This window comes from Weissella sp. ESL1177 (assembly GCF_058107185.1).
This window is the reverse complement of record NZ_CM176591.1, coordinates 622,520-639,198: the sequence shown is the minus strand read 5'-3', so window position 1 is coordinate 639,198 and position 16,679 is coordinate 622,520. Positions and strand designations below refer to the sequence as shown.

The 16,679-nt window shown below is 32.7% G+C and carries 15 protein-coding genes; 3 read left to right on the top strand and 12 right to left on the bottom strand.

Annotated elements, in window-relative coordinates:
- Positions 1–44: 44 nt before the first annotated feature.
- Positions 45–1,730: a glycoside hydrolase family 13 protein gene (locus AC3B5D_RS03035; protein ID WP_489839571.1), complete on the bottom strand. Its 1,686-nt coding sequence runs from the start codon at positions 1,728–1,730 to the stop codon at positions 45–47.
- Between the two features lie 46 nt (positions 1,731–1,776).
- Positions 1,777–3,132 carry an SLC45 family MFS transporter gene (locus AC3B5D_RS03030; protein ID WP_489839572.1) on the bottom strand — a complete coding sequence of 452 codons (1,356 nt, stop codon included), beginning with the start codon at positions 3,130–3,132 and terminating at the stop codon, positions 1,777–1,779.
- A gap of 222 nt (positions 3,133–3,354) precedes the next feature.
- Between AC3B5D_RS03030 and AC3B5D_RS03025 the strand changes: the two genes are divergently transcribed.
- Both AC3B5D_RS03025 and AC3B5D_RS03020 read left to right on the top strand, forming a co-directional pair.
- On the top strand, positions 3,355–4,392 hold the full coding sequence (locus AC3B5D_RS03025; RefSeq protein ID WP_489839573.1) for a LacI family DNA-binding transcriptional regulator: 1,038 nt from the start codon (positions 3,355–3,357) through the stop codon (positions 4,390–4,392).
- A gap of 64 nt (positions 4,393–4,456) precedes the next feature.
- The gene (locus AC3B5D_RS03020; RefSeq protein ID WP_489839574.1) at positions 4,457–5,659 is read left to right on the top strand and encodes an MFS transporter; all 1,203 of its coding nucleotides are present in this window, start codon (positions 4,457–4,459) and stop codon (positions 5,657–5,659) included.
- A 1,234-nt stretch (positions 5,660–6,893) separates the two neighbouring features.
- Here AC3B5D_RS03020 and AC3B5D_RS03015 read toward each other — a convergent pair.
- The 3 genes from AC3B5D_RS03015 to AC3B5D_RS03005 form a co-directional block, all read right to left on the bottom strand.
- Positions 6,894–7,529 carry an SdpI family protein gene (locus AC3B5D_RS03015; protein WP_489839575.1) on the bottom strand — a complete coding sequence of 212 codons (636 nt, stop codon included), beginning with the start codon at positions 7,527–7,529 and terminating at the stop codon, positions 6,894–6,896.
- Between the two features lie 4 nt (positions 7,530–7,533).
- Positions 7,534–7,797 carry an autorepressor SdpR family transcription factor gene (locus tag AC3B5D_RS03010; protein ID WP_489839576.1) on the bottom strand — a complete coding sequence of 88 codons (264 nt, stop codon included), beginning with the start codon at positions 7,795–7,797 and terminating at the stop codon, positions 7,534–7,536.
- A gap of 541 nt (positions 7,798–8,338) precedes the next feature.
- Positions 8,339–8,653 carry an IS3 family transposase gene (locus AC3B5D_RS03005; protein ID WP_489839577.1) on the bottom strand — a complete coding sequence of 105 codons (315 nt, stop codon included), beginning with the start codon at positions 8,651–8,653 and terminating at the stop codon, positions 8,339–8,341.
- 58 nt (positions 8,654–8,711) lie between these two features.
- On the opposite strand from AC3B5D_RS03005, the gene AC3B5D_RS03000 reads away from it, so the two are divergent.
- Positions 8,712–9,161 (top strand): PhzF family phenazine biosynthesis protein, encoded by a 450-nt coding sequence (locus AC3B5D_RS03000; RefSeq protein ID WP_489839578.1) that lies wholly within the window; start codon positions 8,712–8,714, stop codon positions 9,159–9,161.
- Between the two features lie 370 nt (positions 9,162–9,531).
- Here the strand turns inward: AC3B5D_RS03000 and AC3B5D_RS02995 are convergent, their stop codons facing one another.
- From AC3B5D_RS02995 to AC3B5D_RS02965, 7 genes are all read right to left on the bottom strand, one after another.
- A complete protein-coding gene (locus tag AC3B5D_RS02995) occupies positions 9,532–10,269 on the bottom strand; it encodes an ABC transporter permease (RefSeq protein WP_489839579.1) in 738 nt (245 codons plus the stop codon).
- Between the two features lie 6 nt (positions 10,270–10,275).
- Entirely contained in the window at positions 10,276–11,007 is a 732-nt protein-coding gene (locus tag AC3B5D_RS02990; protein WP_489839580.1) for an ABC transporter permease, read from the bottom strand.
- Positions 11,000–11,938 (bottom strand): ABC transporter ATP-binding protein, encoded by a 939-nt coding sequence (locus AC3B5D_RS02985; protein ID WP_489839581.1) that lies wholly within the window; start codon positions 11,936–11,938, stop codon positions 11,000–11,002. The genes AC3B5D_RS02990 and AC3B5D_RS02985 overlap by 8 nt, the downstream gene beginning before the upstream one ends.
- Positions 11,939–12,127: 189 nt before the next feature.
- Positions 12,128–14,107: an FtsX-like permease family protein gene (locus tag AC3B5D_RS02980; RefSeq protein WP_489839582.1), complete on the bottom strand. Its 1,980-nt coding sequence runs from the start codon at positions 14,105–14,107 to the stop codon at positions 12,128–12,130.
- Positions 14,097–14,861 (bottom strand): ABC transporter ATP-binding protein, encoded by a 765-nt coding sequence (locus AC3B5D_RS02975; protein ID WP_489840587.1) that lies wholly within the window; start codon positions 14,859–14,861, stop codon positions 14,097–14,099. Before AC3B5D_RS02975 ends, AC3B5D_RS02980 begins: the two co-directional genes overlap by 11 nt.
- Before the next feature lie 109 nt (positions 14,862–14,970).
- Entirely contained in the window at positions 14,971–15,861 is an 891-nt protein-coding gene (locus AC3B5D_RS02970; protein WP_489839583.1) for a sensor histidine kinase, read from the bottom strand.
- Between the two features lie 8 nt (positions 15,862–15,869).
- Complete coding sequence (locus AC3B5D_RS02965; RefSeq protein ID WP_489839584.1) at positions 15,870–16,541, bottom strand: response regulator transcription factor; 672 nt, start codon at positions 16,539–16,541, stop codon at positions 15,870–15,872.
- Positions 16,542–16,679: the final 138 nt, after the last annotated feature.

Genomic DNA, 16,679 nt, shown 5'->3' with positions numbered 1-16,679 from the left:
CACATCAATTATGAATTGGTGTGGTCCTTTTACTATAAAAATTATTATTTCGTATAACGATAAACTTTTGCTTCAAATGGGCGTAATGTTGTTCCACGATCGTCCGTATAATTACTAATTAATACTTCCGCATTAGCCGGCACATCATAGTCACGTGATTGTTCTGACTCAGTAAAGTTATTAATGACTAACAATTCTTCATCATCACCAATTCGCTTATACGAGTATACTTCAGCATCTTCTGGATCCAACAACTGATAATGACCAGTTGTAATGATAGGTAACTCATGACGTAATTTAATTAACTCTTGATAGTAATAAAATACCGAATCTTTATCAGCTAGTGCTTCTTCAACATTAATCTTATCAAAATTGTCATTCATCTTTAACCATGGTGTCCCATCAGTAAAGCCAGCATTTTTACCAGCAGTCCACTGCATAGGAGTACGTGCGTTATCACGTCCCTTATAATGCACGTAACGCAACATTGTATCATCATCAATTAAATGATCTTTATTAACCAAATACTCACGCGCATTCAAAATCTCAATGTCATTGAAATCATCCCAACCTAAATTATACGCATTCGTCATACCAATTTCTTCACCCTGATAAATATAAGGTGTTCCTTGCATGAAGTGAAGAAGGGTACCAACCATTTTGGCAGATACAACACGGTATTCTGGTTTATCACTACCGTAACGACTGACTGCACGTGGTTGATCATGGTTATTCCAATATAGTGAATTCCATGCTTTACCATCAAGTTCATATTGCCACTTGCTTAAGTTTTCTTTCAACTTTGGTAGAGAGACGCGTTGATCATACCACTTACCCAAAGCAGCATCAGGATTACCATCTAATTCAACATGTTCAAATTGGAATACCATGTTTAATTCTTTGCCATCATTTGATGCATATTCTTTAGCATTCTCGATATCAACACCAGATGCTTCACCAACAGTCATCATATCAGCATTATTCAAGACCTTATCACGCATTTCTTGTAAGTATTCGTGAACACGAGGGCCATTAGCAACTGCACGATTTGAATTACCATAGATATCACCATCGGGCACCTTACCATCAGGTAAACCATCTGGCTTAGAAATCAATGAAATAACATCCATTCGGAATCCATCAATCCCTTTATCAACCCACCAGTTCATCATGTCCCAGATGGCATTGCGCATCTTAGGGTTTTCCCAGTTAAGATCAGGTTGTCCTTCAGCAAAAAGGTGTAGGTAATATTGACCCGTTTTTTCATCATATTTCCAAGCTGGGCCAGAGAAGAATGAACCCCAATTATTTGGCTCATGACCATCAACAGGATCTCTCCAAATATAGAAATCACGCTTATCATTATCTTTTGATGAGCGACTTTCAATAAACCATTTATGCTGATCAGAAGAATGATTAACAACCAAATCCATCACAATCTTTAAACCACGACCATGTGCGGCTGCTAATAAATGATCAAATTCTGCCATATCACCAAACTCTGGATTAATACTCTGATAATCAGAAATATCATAACCATTGTCCTTATTAGGAGAATTGTAAACGGGATTCAACCAAATCACATCTGCGCCTAATTTCTTAACATAGTCCAAATGTTGCTCAATACCTTTCAAATCTCCAATACCATCGTTATCTGAATCTTGGAATGAACGAGGGTAGATTTGGTAAACAACTGCTTTTTGCCACCATTTAATATCTTCTTGTGTCATAATAACCTCCGATTGTTATGTAAATTAATAAAGTATTTTGTCTAATCTAAATTTCGTCGCGAACCATCCAAATTGCAAAACCAGCAATAAAGAAAGCAATTGCGGCAATGATAAACATGTGAGCCATCGAGCCACCCAAAGCAGGTAGAATTAGGAAACTAATTGAAGATGCCACAATTTGTGGAATACAAATAAAGCAGTTAAACAATCCTAATACAATACCATCATGCTTACCATCCAAGGCGTTAGTCAAAATTGTAAATGGAATTGTAATTAATGCAATCCAAGCTACTCCAAATAGAGCAAACGCAATGATAGATGATAGCTTTGTCGTACCAAAAGCAATCATTAAGAAACCAATACCACCAAGAATCATGCTGACAGTATAGGCTGGGCGACGAGTTTTCTTAGTTAAGCGTGCAAAGAAGAGACCAACGATAATGGCAACGACTGAATACACTGCTTGAACAATTCCAAACCAATTTCCAGCTTCTTGATAACCAGCTGTCGATGGATCAGTGACATGCCAAATATTTTCTGCTAAAGCACCAGTAGAATAAGTCCACATATATGGAATAGCAAACCAAACAAAGAATTCTACAATACCAAGTAGCCAAAATACCTTTGGTGCACTTCTTAACACATTCATAATAGAAGCTTTTTCTGCTTGTTCTTCTTTAGAAATATTGTGATATTTTGCCATTTCTTCTGGCGTATATTCTTTAACGTTCAAAATGGTAAACAATGCTGATAATGCTAAAATAATTGCTGATGCATAGAATGAGATTTTAACAGACATAGGTACTTCACCACGAGGTGCCGTATTTGCAACGCCTGCAGCTGTCAAGATGAATGGGAAAACAAAGGCCACTAGGCTTCCTAAGCTACCCCAAACATTTTGCATTGACCATAATGAATTTGATTGTTTTTCATTAGCCATATCAGGAATAATCATCTTGAATGGTTGTTGCGAAACGTTTGATGCCAAATCCATAAATAGGACGGTTACTGCACCAAACCATAACGCAGCGGCTGAACCAAATCCAAAGCCTAATGAACCAGCGTTAGGTAATAGTAACATAACGATAAATGACACTACCGAACCACCAATTAGATATGGCATCCGTCGGCCAAGTTTTGGTATCCATGTTTTATCAGAGAAAAAACCGACTAATGGTTGCATAATCATTCCTGCCAAAGGCGGTAGAATGAAGAAGAACCCTAAATTATTTGGATCTGCACCAATTGTTTGAAAGATACGACCCATACTTCCAGTCTGCATTGAAAAGGCAATCTGAGTTCCAAAGTAGCCAAATGTCATCATAAACATTTGAACTTTTGTCAAATCAGGTAACCGATGTTTAACCGGTGTTGTTGTGACACCGTCTGTTTGATTATCCATTAGAAAATCTCCTTGTATATAAATAAAAAATAAAACCCTCTAAACGTTGTACAAACGTTTACGCAATATATTGTAAGCGTTTCCATTTTACGTGTCAAGTAATATTTATAAAAGCAGTGAAATTGAGCTGCAGTTTACATATCCAAATAAACGAAATAATTTATATAATGTTACAAGAAAGTCAGTGTATAATAATACCAACTGAAGGAATAGGAGTCACTCATGAAAGTCACCTTAAAAGATGTTGCAACAGCGGCTAATTTGTCTGTTGCGTCAGTTTCACGTATCCTGACAAATAGAGGTCGGTACAGTGAAGTAACAGCAGCAAGAGTCAGAAAATTAGCACAAGAAATGGGTTATTATAAAAATCAAAACGCAGCAGATCTATCTAGCAAAAAAAGCCGAGCGGTTGGTGTTGTTGTACCATTAATACACACGAACTTTGCTGATGTGGTTATCAAAGGTTTATATGAAGAAACCATTTCTTCGGGTTATGAGCTATTAGTTAGTTACCTTGATGAGGATGAAGATCATCAATATCAAGTTTTTAAAACATTACTATCAAGGCAGGTAGGGGCAGTATTTCTATTATCACTGGATATTCCGTCATGGATGATTAAAAAATTATTGGAAGAGCAGATTATGGTTATTTCGTTAACTACCATATTAGACGACAAAGTCTCAGCTGTTACTTCAAATGAATTTCAAATGATGGATACGTTAGTTTCGTACCTCATTGAAAAGGGGCATCATAATATTGCTTTAATTGGTGATACAAAATTAACAACTAATATTTCAAGTGTACGTCGATCTAATTTTATTAAATCTATGAAACAGCATCATTTAACAACTGATAATATCTTTTTTTATGGTAATGATCATTCATATGAAACAGGTTATAATAGCGTGACAAAGGGATTCAATATTAATAATTTACCTTTCACAGCAGCAATTGGCACTGCTGATATGATTGGTCCAGGAATCACAAACGCTATGTTGGATAATGGTAAAAAAGTACCCGAAGATCTATCAATAGTTACTATAGATGGACTAGAACAAACCAAAATTAATCGACCAAAGTTAACCACTATTCAACAAAATTTCCAGGAAATTGGTCGTGTTGCCATGAAATTTTTCTTGGATTCTAATAAGCCGGCTAATGACTCAAATAAATCAGCCAATATAGAGCAATCACAAATCATATATGTACCAACAAAATTAATTGAACGTGACAGTGTCAGATTATTATCGGACCATTAAATAATTAAAAAAATAATTAAAAATGAATATTTATTTTTAATTATTTGGCATGTGAGGGGGATTTATGTACGCTGGTTTACTAACTTTGATTTATATCGCTTTTATTAGCTTGGGATTACCGGATTCCTTAATTGGCTCAGCTTGGCCATTGATGCATAATGATTTAAACGTACCTACGTCTTATGCCGGAATTATTACAATGACAATTTCAGTGGGAACAATTATTTCCAGTTTATCCACCGGTTATTTAACGAAAAAATTTAGCACCGGTTTAATTACCGCAATCAGCGTATTGTTAACTGCAGTTGCTTTACTTGGCTTTTCTTCTTCAAATTCATTCTTAACGATCTGTCTCTGGGCTGTACCATATGGTTTAGGAGCGGGAGCAGTGGATGCAGCGTTAAATAATTACGTTGCCGTTCACTATGCCACCCGTCACATGAATTGGTTACACGCATTTTGGGGAATTGGAGCTTCAATTAGCCCTTATATTATGGGGTTCGCACTAACAAATCAAAACAATTGGCATTTAGGTTATCAAATCATTGGCATTTTCCAACTTATTTTAACGTTCATTTTATTAATCAGCGTACCACGTTGGCAAACTAATATCGTGTCAAACGATGATCAAACTGCGGTCATCGATGAACTAGCAAGCTTAACTGATTCTGACCAAATACCTATAACTGATTCTGACCAAATACCTATTTGGAAGACAGCTGGCGTTATGCCAGCATTAATCACTTTTTTTGCTTATGCGACTATAGAACAAACCAGTGGCTTATGGGCAAGTTCATTTTTTGTGAATAGTCGTGGTGCCAGCCTCGACATAGCGGCAACTTTAGCTTCGTTATTTTATATTGGTATTACACTTGGGCGATTGATAAGTGGCGTTATTTCTAATAAATTATCCGATCAAAAATTGATAAAATTGGGTTGTTATTTGACTTTATTCGGTATAATTATACTTTTCATACCAAATAAATATTGTGCTTTTTTAAGTTTGGTATTAATTGGCTTTGGTTGTGCACCAATTTTCCCATCATTAATACATGCCACGCCAACAAACTTTGGTCGCAGCAAATCGCAAAGTATCATGGGTTTTCAAATGGCCATCAGTTACTTAGGGACAACATTAATGCCGCCATTATTTGGGTTAATTAGTCGATATGTATCAATGTCAATTTTACCTATATATTTGTTAATTGCAGTCATTGTCATGCTAGTAATGATCAGACGAATACCTTTTAAAAACGAAATACATTAAAAATGGGTAGTCAAGCAGTAAAAGGAGGGGGCATAACTTGCTTAGCATTTTGATGTCTTATTATTGATGTTAATATTTTTATTTATATTAGTTTACATAATATATATTATCGAAAGTTAAACAAGAAAAGGCACTGTCAAGTATTTGACGAAGTAATGATTTATTTTACATCTTTTCTATGTACTGTACCAGTATCACACCAGTTTTACTGGCATCTTTTACATTTTTCTAACAAAAGTCGTTTTGCAACATTTTTTGAGCCTTTATTTGAGCCTTTATTTGTATTTTTTCTCTTAATGAGTTAATGAATGAGCTAATAAGCTTTTTAATCCATTTTTAAACACAATAATCAGGTGGTATTTAAACCTACCTAATAAGATTAATTAATCTTATTGCTGTTTTAGCCACTCTAGCTAGCAGCCATATGGACTCGTACGTTATTCTCGTTGGCGTAAATGTTTAGTTGTATGTTTAAACAAATATTCTATTCTGCTGGTGATTTCTGTTGTTTATTAGCTGATGCGTTAACGTCTTACTATTGATTTCATTAAAACACCTGATCCACGCGCCCCCAAGCGCTGTTGACCAATATCACTAAAACGCGTGCCTTTGGGAAAATATCATTTGGCACGTATGGCACCATTCTAAGTTAGATTTTATTTTCGTAATAACTATCGACGACTTCTTTATCTACGGCTTGTTGCATAAACGCAGTGTTTTTAACTCACTCAACTGCATGTTCAGCAATGTTTATGCTAAATCATCACCCGTTTCATTGATAATTTGTGTCTGATAAACTAACGCTTGTTTCTTTTTAGTTTTGTCGAGTGTTTAAGCCAACTTCATCTAGTTAATCTCCTTTCAACTACTGATTAATGAATTAGAATGGTCATTGCCAAGTAAAGCCCCCACCGGCATCCGTAATGGTTTGGACAAATCCACAAGTCACCCCCTTAATCCTAAGTAAAGAATACCGACAATACTTGCTAAAGCAATCATAACTTGCTTAGTGTCTGAAGCGTGCAACATTTGGTTACCTGATGCCATCATCTGTTAGTAAGATTAGGAAAGTAATAACCTTACTAACAATATTCTTAGCAGTTTCTTCTAGGGCTACAGCATGTTATTTAGACAACAAAAAATAGGTCTTTGACTTAGCAGTGCACACGTCCAATCAAAGGCTTATTTTTTGTTGTCTAATTATGACTTATGTAAATTATTTCTGTAAACAAACTTAAATCCCTTTTTTAAATAAAATAAATGAATAAATAACTGGCACAACAACAATTAGAATTACAGTTCCAATCATTATCCAGGTTTGTATGAAGTAGCCATTAATAATAAAGACCAATCCACCAAGCATCATTAACCAAGCAGCAACACGATTGGTTTTGTCCCAATTTTCTGCACTATTCAGTGTCCAAGAAATTCGAATGCCAACGGTATAATTTTGTTTAACCTTATGCAAATAGTTTCCAATCACGATAAATAATATACCCACTAAAATATTCACAATTGTTACAACGTTGATGGTATATCCTAAGGCAATAGCATAAGTTATTGCCATCACAATTAAATTAATTATAGGCAACAACCACAGAATTATTTTAAAGAATACAGGGCTAATATATTTCTTTTTTGGATCAAAGTACGTGCCCAAAAATACTAACCATTGAACACCAATCATAATTAAAGGTAGTATAAAAACCGTAAAAGGTTTGCTACTCCAGCCATTTGGTTGATTGCGTTCATTAAAATGTGTAGCAATTGAATTGGGTAATTCCTGCCAAAGTAATAAGCCAATTAAGATTGGAACTAGTAAAAGTATTGTTGTGATAATCATTGTTTTTTTTAAATTAAGATGGCTCATCAAATCAATCTCCTTTCAGATCAAACAGCCAACGCATTAATTCGTCTAACAAAGTCGTATTTAAGTCATAATATATGAAATTTTTGTCATGTTCTTCCCAGATTAAGTCTGCTTTTTTTAGGACTTTGAGATGATATGAAATGGTTGCATTAGTCATGGTAAAGTGTCCTGCAATTTCCCCAGCAGATAATTTACCATGCTTTAATAATTGTAAAATTTCTCTTCTTGCTGGATCAGCTAAAGCTTTAAAACTATTTTCAAAACTCATATAATTTCCTTTACCTATTTTAACTATTTCGAAAAGTTTCTAATTAGATGTCTATCTAAATTATATCAGTAAACAGTCCAAAGGCAAATTTATCTTACGGTACCAAAAAACATATAAAAAATCTCTCGGAAAATTTCATATTCTGAAAGATCAGTATGTTTTTAAAACATTAAATGTTCCAGATTTTTAACTGGCAACAAGATTTTTAAATTCTTATGTATCAGGTACTCTATGCCTCTTGTTGCCTTAAATATAAACGTAATACTTCAAATATTTTATGAAACGACTAGCATATTTGCGGTTTTTACGCCCTTTTAACGTTATTTATAGCCAAATTTCATGGCTTTTAACATTTCAATAATATTTTGTGATTTTTTGTTATGATCGTGTGCTTTTTATGATAAAAATATACTTAAACTATTAAACGACTTTATCTAATTTTTATCTAATTAATGTTCTTATTTATTTGCACACTAAAAACCCCACTAAGCTGCTTGAAGTGCCACAAAAAGTTAGACATTTAAACATTTAAATAAATCTCTTAATTACCTAAGGCCTGTTTCCGATATGCAACCGGAGACAGGCCTTTTGTTTTCAATGAAATACGCTTATCGACAATAACGCGCAATTCTGCGATATTTTTAATATGTTGTTGGTTAAGACTTTCCCGTTTTAACAGATTAAAAAAGCTTTCAATAGGCTCATTGTCCAAACAATTTCCTTTATATGACACGTATATGACATGCTGGGAATAACGTGCATAGTCTTTAACTTTGCTGATAATCTTTGAGTTGATAATGCCAGCCTTGATCAGAATGAATAATTTTCTTTGTTCCCTTAACTCCTTCTTATTCATACAACCCCATACTGAAAACAACCTTCTACCTATTTGTATTAATAAATAGTTGTTATTATTGCGTTTAAAACAACACCCATTTTATCATTTACTATTTCTACTAACTAATACAATGACTGATGCTTTTGGAATAAAGCCCATTGAAGATTACTTGGGACGTGACTTGTTAGCAGTTTTCTCTAATGAAGAGCAAGTTCGAAATATGCAACCAAATTTTGAAAAATTAAAAAAATTAGATGGGTTACTTCAAAATGTCACTGCTCATGGTATAGAATATGACTCTGTTTCTCGTTCATTTGCACCTAAACTTAATGTATTGGAGGATCCAGTGTGTGGCAGTGGTCATTGCCACATTATTCCTTATTGGGCTAAAAAACTTGGAAAAAATAATATCGTTGCTTTTCAGGCCTCCGAACGAACAGGAAAATTGTATTGTGAATATCATGGGGACACTGTCAACTTAGCAGGTCATGCAACCATTTATTCTACTGGACAACTGAACCTATGAGTTATTGTTTGTTAATCCATTCATGTAAAACATTAATCTAGAATATTTATCATTACTTGACTTGATACATTTGTTCTTCAATGATATTCAAAATATTACAATCAGCTCTTTGGATCACACGATGCGTAATTGGTTGAATTTCTTTCACCAATCTCCAAAATTGACATCATCGTAGCAAAAAACGCTATGCTGTAAGCAAAGCGTTTATATTATTTTAAAAATAACTGATTTAAAATTAATTTGAAATCGTACAGCGCAATCACCAATCTTACGTTCTACAAACGTAATCAACATTGATTCATAATGTTGTTAACTCACACTTTTTTCTACATAATGAACACCTTGTGTATATATAATAGAGAATAATTGTTTAGTTAACATCCATTTTTTCTAATCGATATTTTTGAATAAAACCAATCAAGACAGTTATTAATAAGCACATAATAACTGTTACATAACTAACATTACCCTGATAGATTAATGAACCATTATCATACCGAACAATTTTTAAAAATGCAGTGATAGGATAATAATCTTGCCAGTTCTGCCCTGCGACAAAGATACCGACAAATCCGTAAACAAATCCTAAAATAACATTGGTATACGAATTTGTTTGCGTTAAGAAAAGCAGGATTAAAGGCAATACTGCAATATAGACCCCTACACTAGTGCCAATAACCTGCATCATAGACCAAAAAATTTGTGACCACGGTTGAGTAGCATGTGGTAAAAAATTAAAGATGCTATACGATAATAACGCGTTTAAAATGGCAAACAAAAAATTAACAATACCAACCATAAGTACCTTGCAAGTGTAGAGCTTTGTAATAGATACAGGAATTGTAAGATTATTTTTTAATGCCCCTGATAACGATTCTAAGTTAATTAAGTAGTTACTAAACACCAAAATCATTGCTGGTAAAATCATGCTAAAACTATCCCAGATAATCGTGTTTGTAAAATCTGTATAGGTATATTGGCCTTTCTCTTGCCCACTATATAATTGAAACGCTGCTAATATATCTGTAAATAACCACACTAGTAGAAAAATAAGTAATACATCATTTCTTTTTATTTTTTTTGCTTCATTAATAAGTAACCCTATCATCTTACGCTACACCTCCTCGTGTCTAAAGACGGCAAAGGCAGACCAGCACGAAATAATTGTGACAACCAACAAAATACCAACACATGATGACGTAGAAAAGAAAAATCGTGTAACGTCTTGAGGTCCTGTTGATATATGGGGTAATGACCATTTCATGACAACAGACAAAGGTAGCGGAATACTCATGTACTGTAATGAAAAGATAAAACTTATGATGGTATAAAATAAGCTGATAATAAATGTCATTAAATAATTTTTACTTAGTTTAAGCACCACTAATAGCATAGGAGAATTCCCCAAAACAACCATCAAGCTGATCATTATACCCAAGCCAAAAGTTTTCAATACTTGCAACAAGCTAATATCGTTATTAATAACTGCCATCCCTACTGGCAGGATTAGTGATATCATGGCATAGATAATACCGATCAGTAATATCAGACACATTTTAGCTCCTAACAAGCTCCCTCGTGGTACAGGAATCGATAAAATATTTTTTAATGTTTGGTTATCACGTTCTTCAAAAATTAGCGTTGCCAAAACCAGACTACTAAAAATGGGTAATAAAACATAAAAACTAAAAATGAAAATAAACATTCTAAGCTTTTCAAATGACATACCTGTGTGACTTGCCAAAATTGATAATAATACTGGAAAAATAAACGCTGCTACAAGCGTAAACATCACGATATGATTACGCTTTAACTTTGCCATTTCACTCATAACTAAACTAATCATTTTTATCACCCCCAGTGAGTGATTCAAAATAACTTTCTAGATTACCGTTCTGTCTATAAGCCGCCCGTACATCAATGCCATATTGCACTAACAATGCAATTATTTTTTCTGGGTGGGTGACCTTTGCTTTAATTTTCAACACATCTTTTTCAATTAAAATGTTTTGCAGTGAAAATTTATGTTTTATCAAATCAACTGCTTTTGTTGCATCTGATAATTCAAGAATGAATGTTTGACTGTTTTTATTCATTAATTGATTCAAGGGCGACTCAACTAATAATTTGCCATCGGAAATAATACCAATATCGTCTGCAATAAGTTGTATTTCAGACAATATATGACTTGAAATTAAGATAGTTATCTGTTCATCATGGCTCAGATGCAATAATAAATTTCGAATTTCGATTATCCCATCTGGATCTAATCCATTTGTCGGTTCATCCAAAATTAACAGTTCTGGTTTATTCAATAAGGCGTTAGCAATCGCTAATCGTTGCTTCATACCTAACGAGTACTCTGAAAACAATTTTTTGTCTTTATATGGCAACGACAATTGTTTTAAGACCTCAGCTATTGTTCGTTCAGAAGTTCCTCGGAGTCGTGCAAATATTCGCAAATTTTCCGTACCAGTTAGATTTGGATAAAATCCTGGCGATTCAATGGTATTACCAATTTTAGAATAAACGTTTATGGCTTCTTTTTTAGAAGCTGCCTGCATATTCTGTGAAAAAAGGTTCACTGAGCCGGCACTGGCTTTTACTAAACCTAAAATAATTTTCATTGTTGTACTTTTACCAGCACCATTTTTCCCCAATAATCCGTAAATTCTACCCTTCCTTAAGTGAATATTTAAATTATCCACACTGGTTTGTTCACCATAGCTTTTAGTTAAATTTTTGGTTTCTAATATAAAATTTTCATTTTCTGACACAATACTACCCCCACCCAAAACTGATTTATGTCATTTTCTTAATTTAAGCGTAAAACAAAGCATGATAAAATACTACTTACAAAAGTGTAAGGCCATCTAAAAAAACGCTATCGCTCTTGTTGTCAGAATGATAGCGTTAAATTAGTATACTAAGTTAGCAATCTTTAATTGAAATTTATCATTAACTAATTACTTCACTAAATGATAGTATTTTGAAGATGTCATCCAATAAATAATCAAATACAATATAGTGAACATTATCCCAACGATGAAGTAACTGACGAAATAAAGATGCATATTTGTAATGCCAACCATTCCCATCAGTTGACTCATTATATTTGTTGCAAATAATACATGAATCAACCCAACAACTAGTGGCAAGCCGAACAGCCAAATAATTTGTGAGCGAATTGTCCTTCTAATTAATTGATCAGGTATTCCCACTTGTTGCATAATTTGATAATTATTCCTGTCCGAATAACCTTCACTAATTTGTTTGAAATATATCATCAATACGGTAATGATAAATAATACTAAACTTACCAACATGCCTATGAACAACAAACCACCATATAAATGGTACTCTTCCTGTTGTACAGAATATTTTGTTGTAATAATTTGACTATGATTTATTTGAAATTCTTTTATTTCATGATTAGTTACCTTTTGCCCATTAGCTAAGTCAAAATATAAATTACTATCTAACGGTGTTTTAACCATTTTATTTGATTCTTGATCATAGACTTGATATTGATTTTGTGCTTTTAACAAAGCTTGTTTATTTGGCACAATAATACTAATAACTTCAATACCATAATTTCCCGTCAATGATGATGTATTAACCTGTTTCACTTGATATCGTTTATCAGCAAATTTTATATGTTGATAATCAGACACATCAATAAGATTTGAGCCAATCATTACAGTTTTATCATTTAATTTGTAATGTTTATTTACAAGTTTATTAAAGTCAGTAACTGTTTGTACTAGTATATAAATAGGTCTACCATTATCCGTCGTTGGACTTTTCTTCAAATTAATAATTTCATGATTTTTAGTTAGTGAAGCAGGTACATTTAATTGCGTCAACAAAAAGCTATGCGTAACTTTTTTAGTCTGTTTAATTTGCTTTAACCCTGTGTTCAAACTTTGCACAGTTTGTCGATGGCTCTCGTTACCAAGTTTACTGGGTGCTAATTCGTATTGACGTGGCATGGCACTATTAATTTGTGATTGCATACCCAAATATAAAGTAACCGTTGCACTTAATGTCAATATAATGCCAGAACATAATATTGCAATTGTTGCCAAACTAACCGCATTTGACTTCATACGATACAGCATACCCGAAATGTTCAAAAAATGATGAGCTTTGTAATAATAACCATCCCTTTTCTTCAACATTTTTAATAAGGCAATTGATCCAGTAGTAAATAAGCAATAAGTTCCTATAACCACTAACAAAATAGCGATGAAAATTTTAATAATTGATTGTATAACACCTTCTGATGTTACAGCAATATAGTAGCCTAATATCAGAGTAATGATACCCAACAATGTCATCACTGGCCGAATTTTAAGTTCACGTTCCCCAGACTTTGCTAATGATAATAATTCAGTTGGTTGATATTTAACTAGCCTATAGTTATCTAAAAGAAAAATCATGATGAAAATTGCTAATAAAATACCAGATGTTCCAACGGCTGTAGCAAGGTCAAATGAATAATTCATAAAGGTTGCCCCAGTATCATGCATCATTCTATTAAGAATAATAAATAAAAACTTTCCTAGGCAAAATCCAAAAGAAATACTGATTAAACTAGTAACTAGCCAACAAGAGAAATATTCAATAAAAAACATATATCTAATATGTTTATTTTCTAGTCCCAAGATAGTATATAAGCCAAATTCCTGCCGTCGAACTTTACTTACGAACCGACTACCATATAATGCAATGATAATATTCAGTATAGTAATAAAAAATAATGTCATGCTTAACAAATTTAATAAATAATCACCATTGTTTCGTACATAATCATTTTTTATTAATGATAGTAAAATATATTCTAACGAAAACAGAAAACCAACTGCCAAAATATACGGCACATAAATATTTTTCCAATTTAAAATACTTTTAAAAGATAAGCGACTTAGAATGCTATATTTCATCATTATTCTCCAGTCTACTCATCATTGATAAGCTTGATGCAATTTTATCTTGAAAATCTAAATCATTATTCGTTCCTTTATAAATCTCATGAAAAACAATACCATCTTTTATAAAAAGTACCCTGCTTGCTGCTGCGGCAGCCTGAGCAGAATGTGTCACCATTAAAATGGTATGACGCATTTCATTTAATTTTTTAAACAACTTCAAAATTTGATCAGATGATTTTGAATCAAGTGCACCAGTTGGCTCGTCAGCTAATAGTATTTTAGGTTGATTTATCAATGCACGAGCTATTGCCACTCTTTGTTTTTGACCACCAGAAATTTCATATGGATATTTCTCTAATATTGTTTGAATATTCAACGTACTAGCCAAGTTATTAACGCGATTTATCATATCTTTAGGTTTTTGATTTGATAAAACTTGTGGTAATAAAATATTATCTTTGTTGCTAAACGTATTTAAAACATTAAAATCTTGAAAAACGAAACCAAGTTCATCACGTCGAAACTTAGCTAAGTCTTTTGATTTTATTTTTGTTAAATCACGACCATCTAGGCTAATTTGTCCTTCGCTAGGAATGTCAAAAGTCGCAATCATATTTAATAATGTTGTTTTACCCGACCCAGATTCTCCCATAATCGCAACAAATTCACCTTTGTCTACACCAAAGGTCACTTTATGAAGTGCCTCCACACGAACACCTTTGTTCTGATAAATTTTTTTAACATTTTTAATATCCAGTAGCATTATTCTCACTTCCCTTACAAGTTTATGGATTAAGCATACTGAATTTGCTAGCACATTGCCTTTATCTAAGCTTACAAAATTTAATTTATATGTCAGTATTGTAAGTTATAACTTAATGTAAAGTCAGTTTAAAACATGTTCCCTTTCCCCTAACAGATTTAACGACAATAGGCTGCGATAAACGTTCGGAAATTTTTTTAACTAGAAATAAACCAATACCACTTGATTGTTCATTAAGTTGCCCATTAAGTCCCATATATCCTTTGTCAAAAATCCGTGGCAAATCTGATGCTTCTATGCCAATACCTGAGTCTTTAATTATCAGTTGATTGCTTGGTTCTTGATATGTTATCCAAATATCCTTGTTATGAGCATACTTAATCGCATTTGTTAATAATTGTTCAATCATCAATGACGTTAAGTTTGCTTCAGTTAGTACTATTGCTGTCGATTTTTGATAATGTAAAGTAATATGATAATGTATAAATTCAAGACGATATTTTCTCAACAACGGTTGTATCAATTGATCAATTGAAATATGATCAAATAACATATCTGTATCAGGATTAGTGATTTTTAAATAATTCAAAACCATATTGGTATAATGATCAATTTTTAATATTTCTTCTTGTAAATGTATGGTCATTTTATCTTTATGCATTTGCGATAATAATAATTCACTTGCTGTCACTGGAGATTTAATTTGGTGTACCCACATCAAAAAATAATCTTCTTGATTCTGTGATTGTTGCGTCGTTGATTTCTTTAAATTTTCAAGTTGTTCTTGTAAAAGAGTGATTTGTTGGTTTAGGTTCTCCGTATGTACTGTATGAAAAGATAAATATGCCAAAGCAACAATGTATATTAAAAGAACAAATAAAAAACCTGCACGAAAAATGGACCAATCTAAATTGAATAAATAGAATAATAAAGCGAATATCCCCAAAGGTATTCCAAGCAAACAGGTCACAATACTAGCCGATTTCAAAAATTTTTTGCCCATACGATACCTCATATTAAACAATAACCTAATTTCTTTTTTGTTTTTATCAAATTGTCCAACCCAATTGTTTTCAATTTTTTTCGTATCCGAGTGACATTGACAGTTAGTGTATTATCATCAATAAACTGATTATTTTGCCAACAAAAATCTAGAATATCATTACGTGCAGCATAATTACCTTTTTTGTCAAAAAGATATGTCATAATCTGCAGTTCCGTATGGGTTAAACTAATAGATTTTTGTTGGTATGTTATCATAGCCTTACCAACATTTAGGGAAACATCCCTATAATCCTTGATTGTTTTCATAGGTGTATCAAATTCGTAGGTTCTTCTTAATAAGGCTTGAATTTTTGAAATGGTTAACTGCAAATCAATAGGTTTACTAATAAAATCATCGCCACCCATCTGTATAGCCATCAATTTATTAAATTTTTCGTTAATTGAAGAAATAAAAATAATTGGCACCTCTGACCATTCCCGTATTTTTTCACACCAATAATAGCCATTATTACCAGGTAGCTTAATGTCTAATAAAACTAATTGTGGGTTAGTTTGCTGTAGAAATAAAACAATATTTGAAAAATCATCTGGTAGCACAACTTCATAATTTTGAGCCATTAACTCTTTTTTTATTATGTGAGCAATCACTAAATCATCCTCAATAATTGCTATTTTCATTTTTATTTCTCCTTTATTTCGTTAATAAAATGGTGGCAAACAAATAGATAATATTTTTTTAAATTTAAATTTCAAATTAAATGATGTAATTTGGAATATTTTCAAAACTAATCAACATGATAACAATCAGCTAAATTA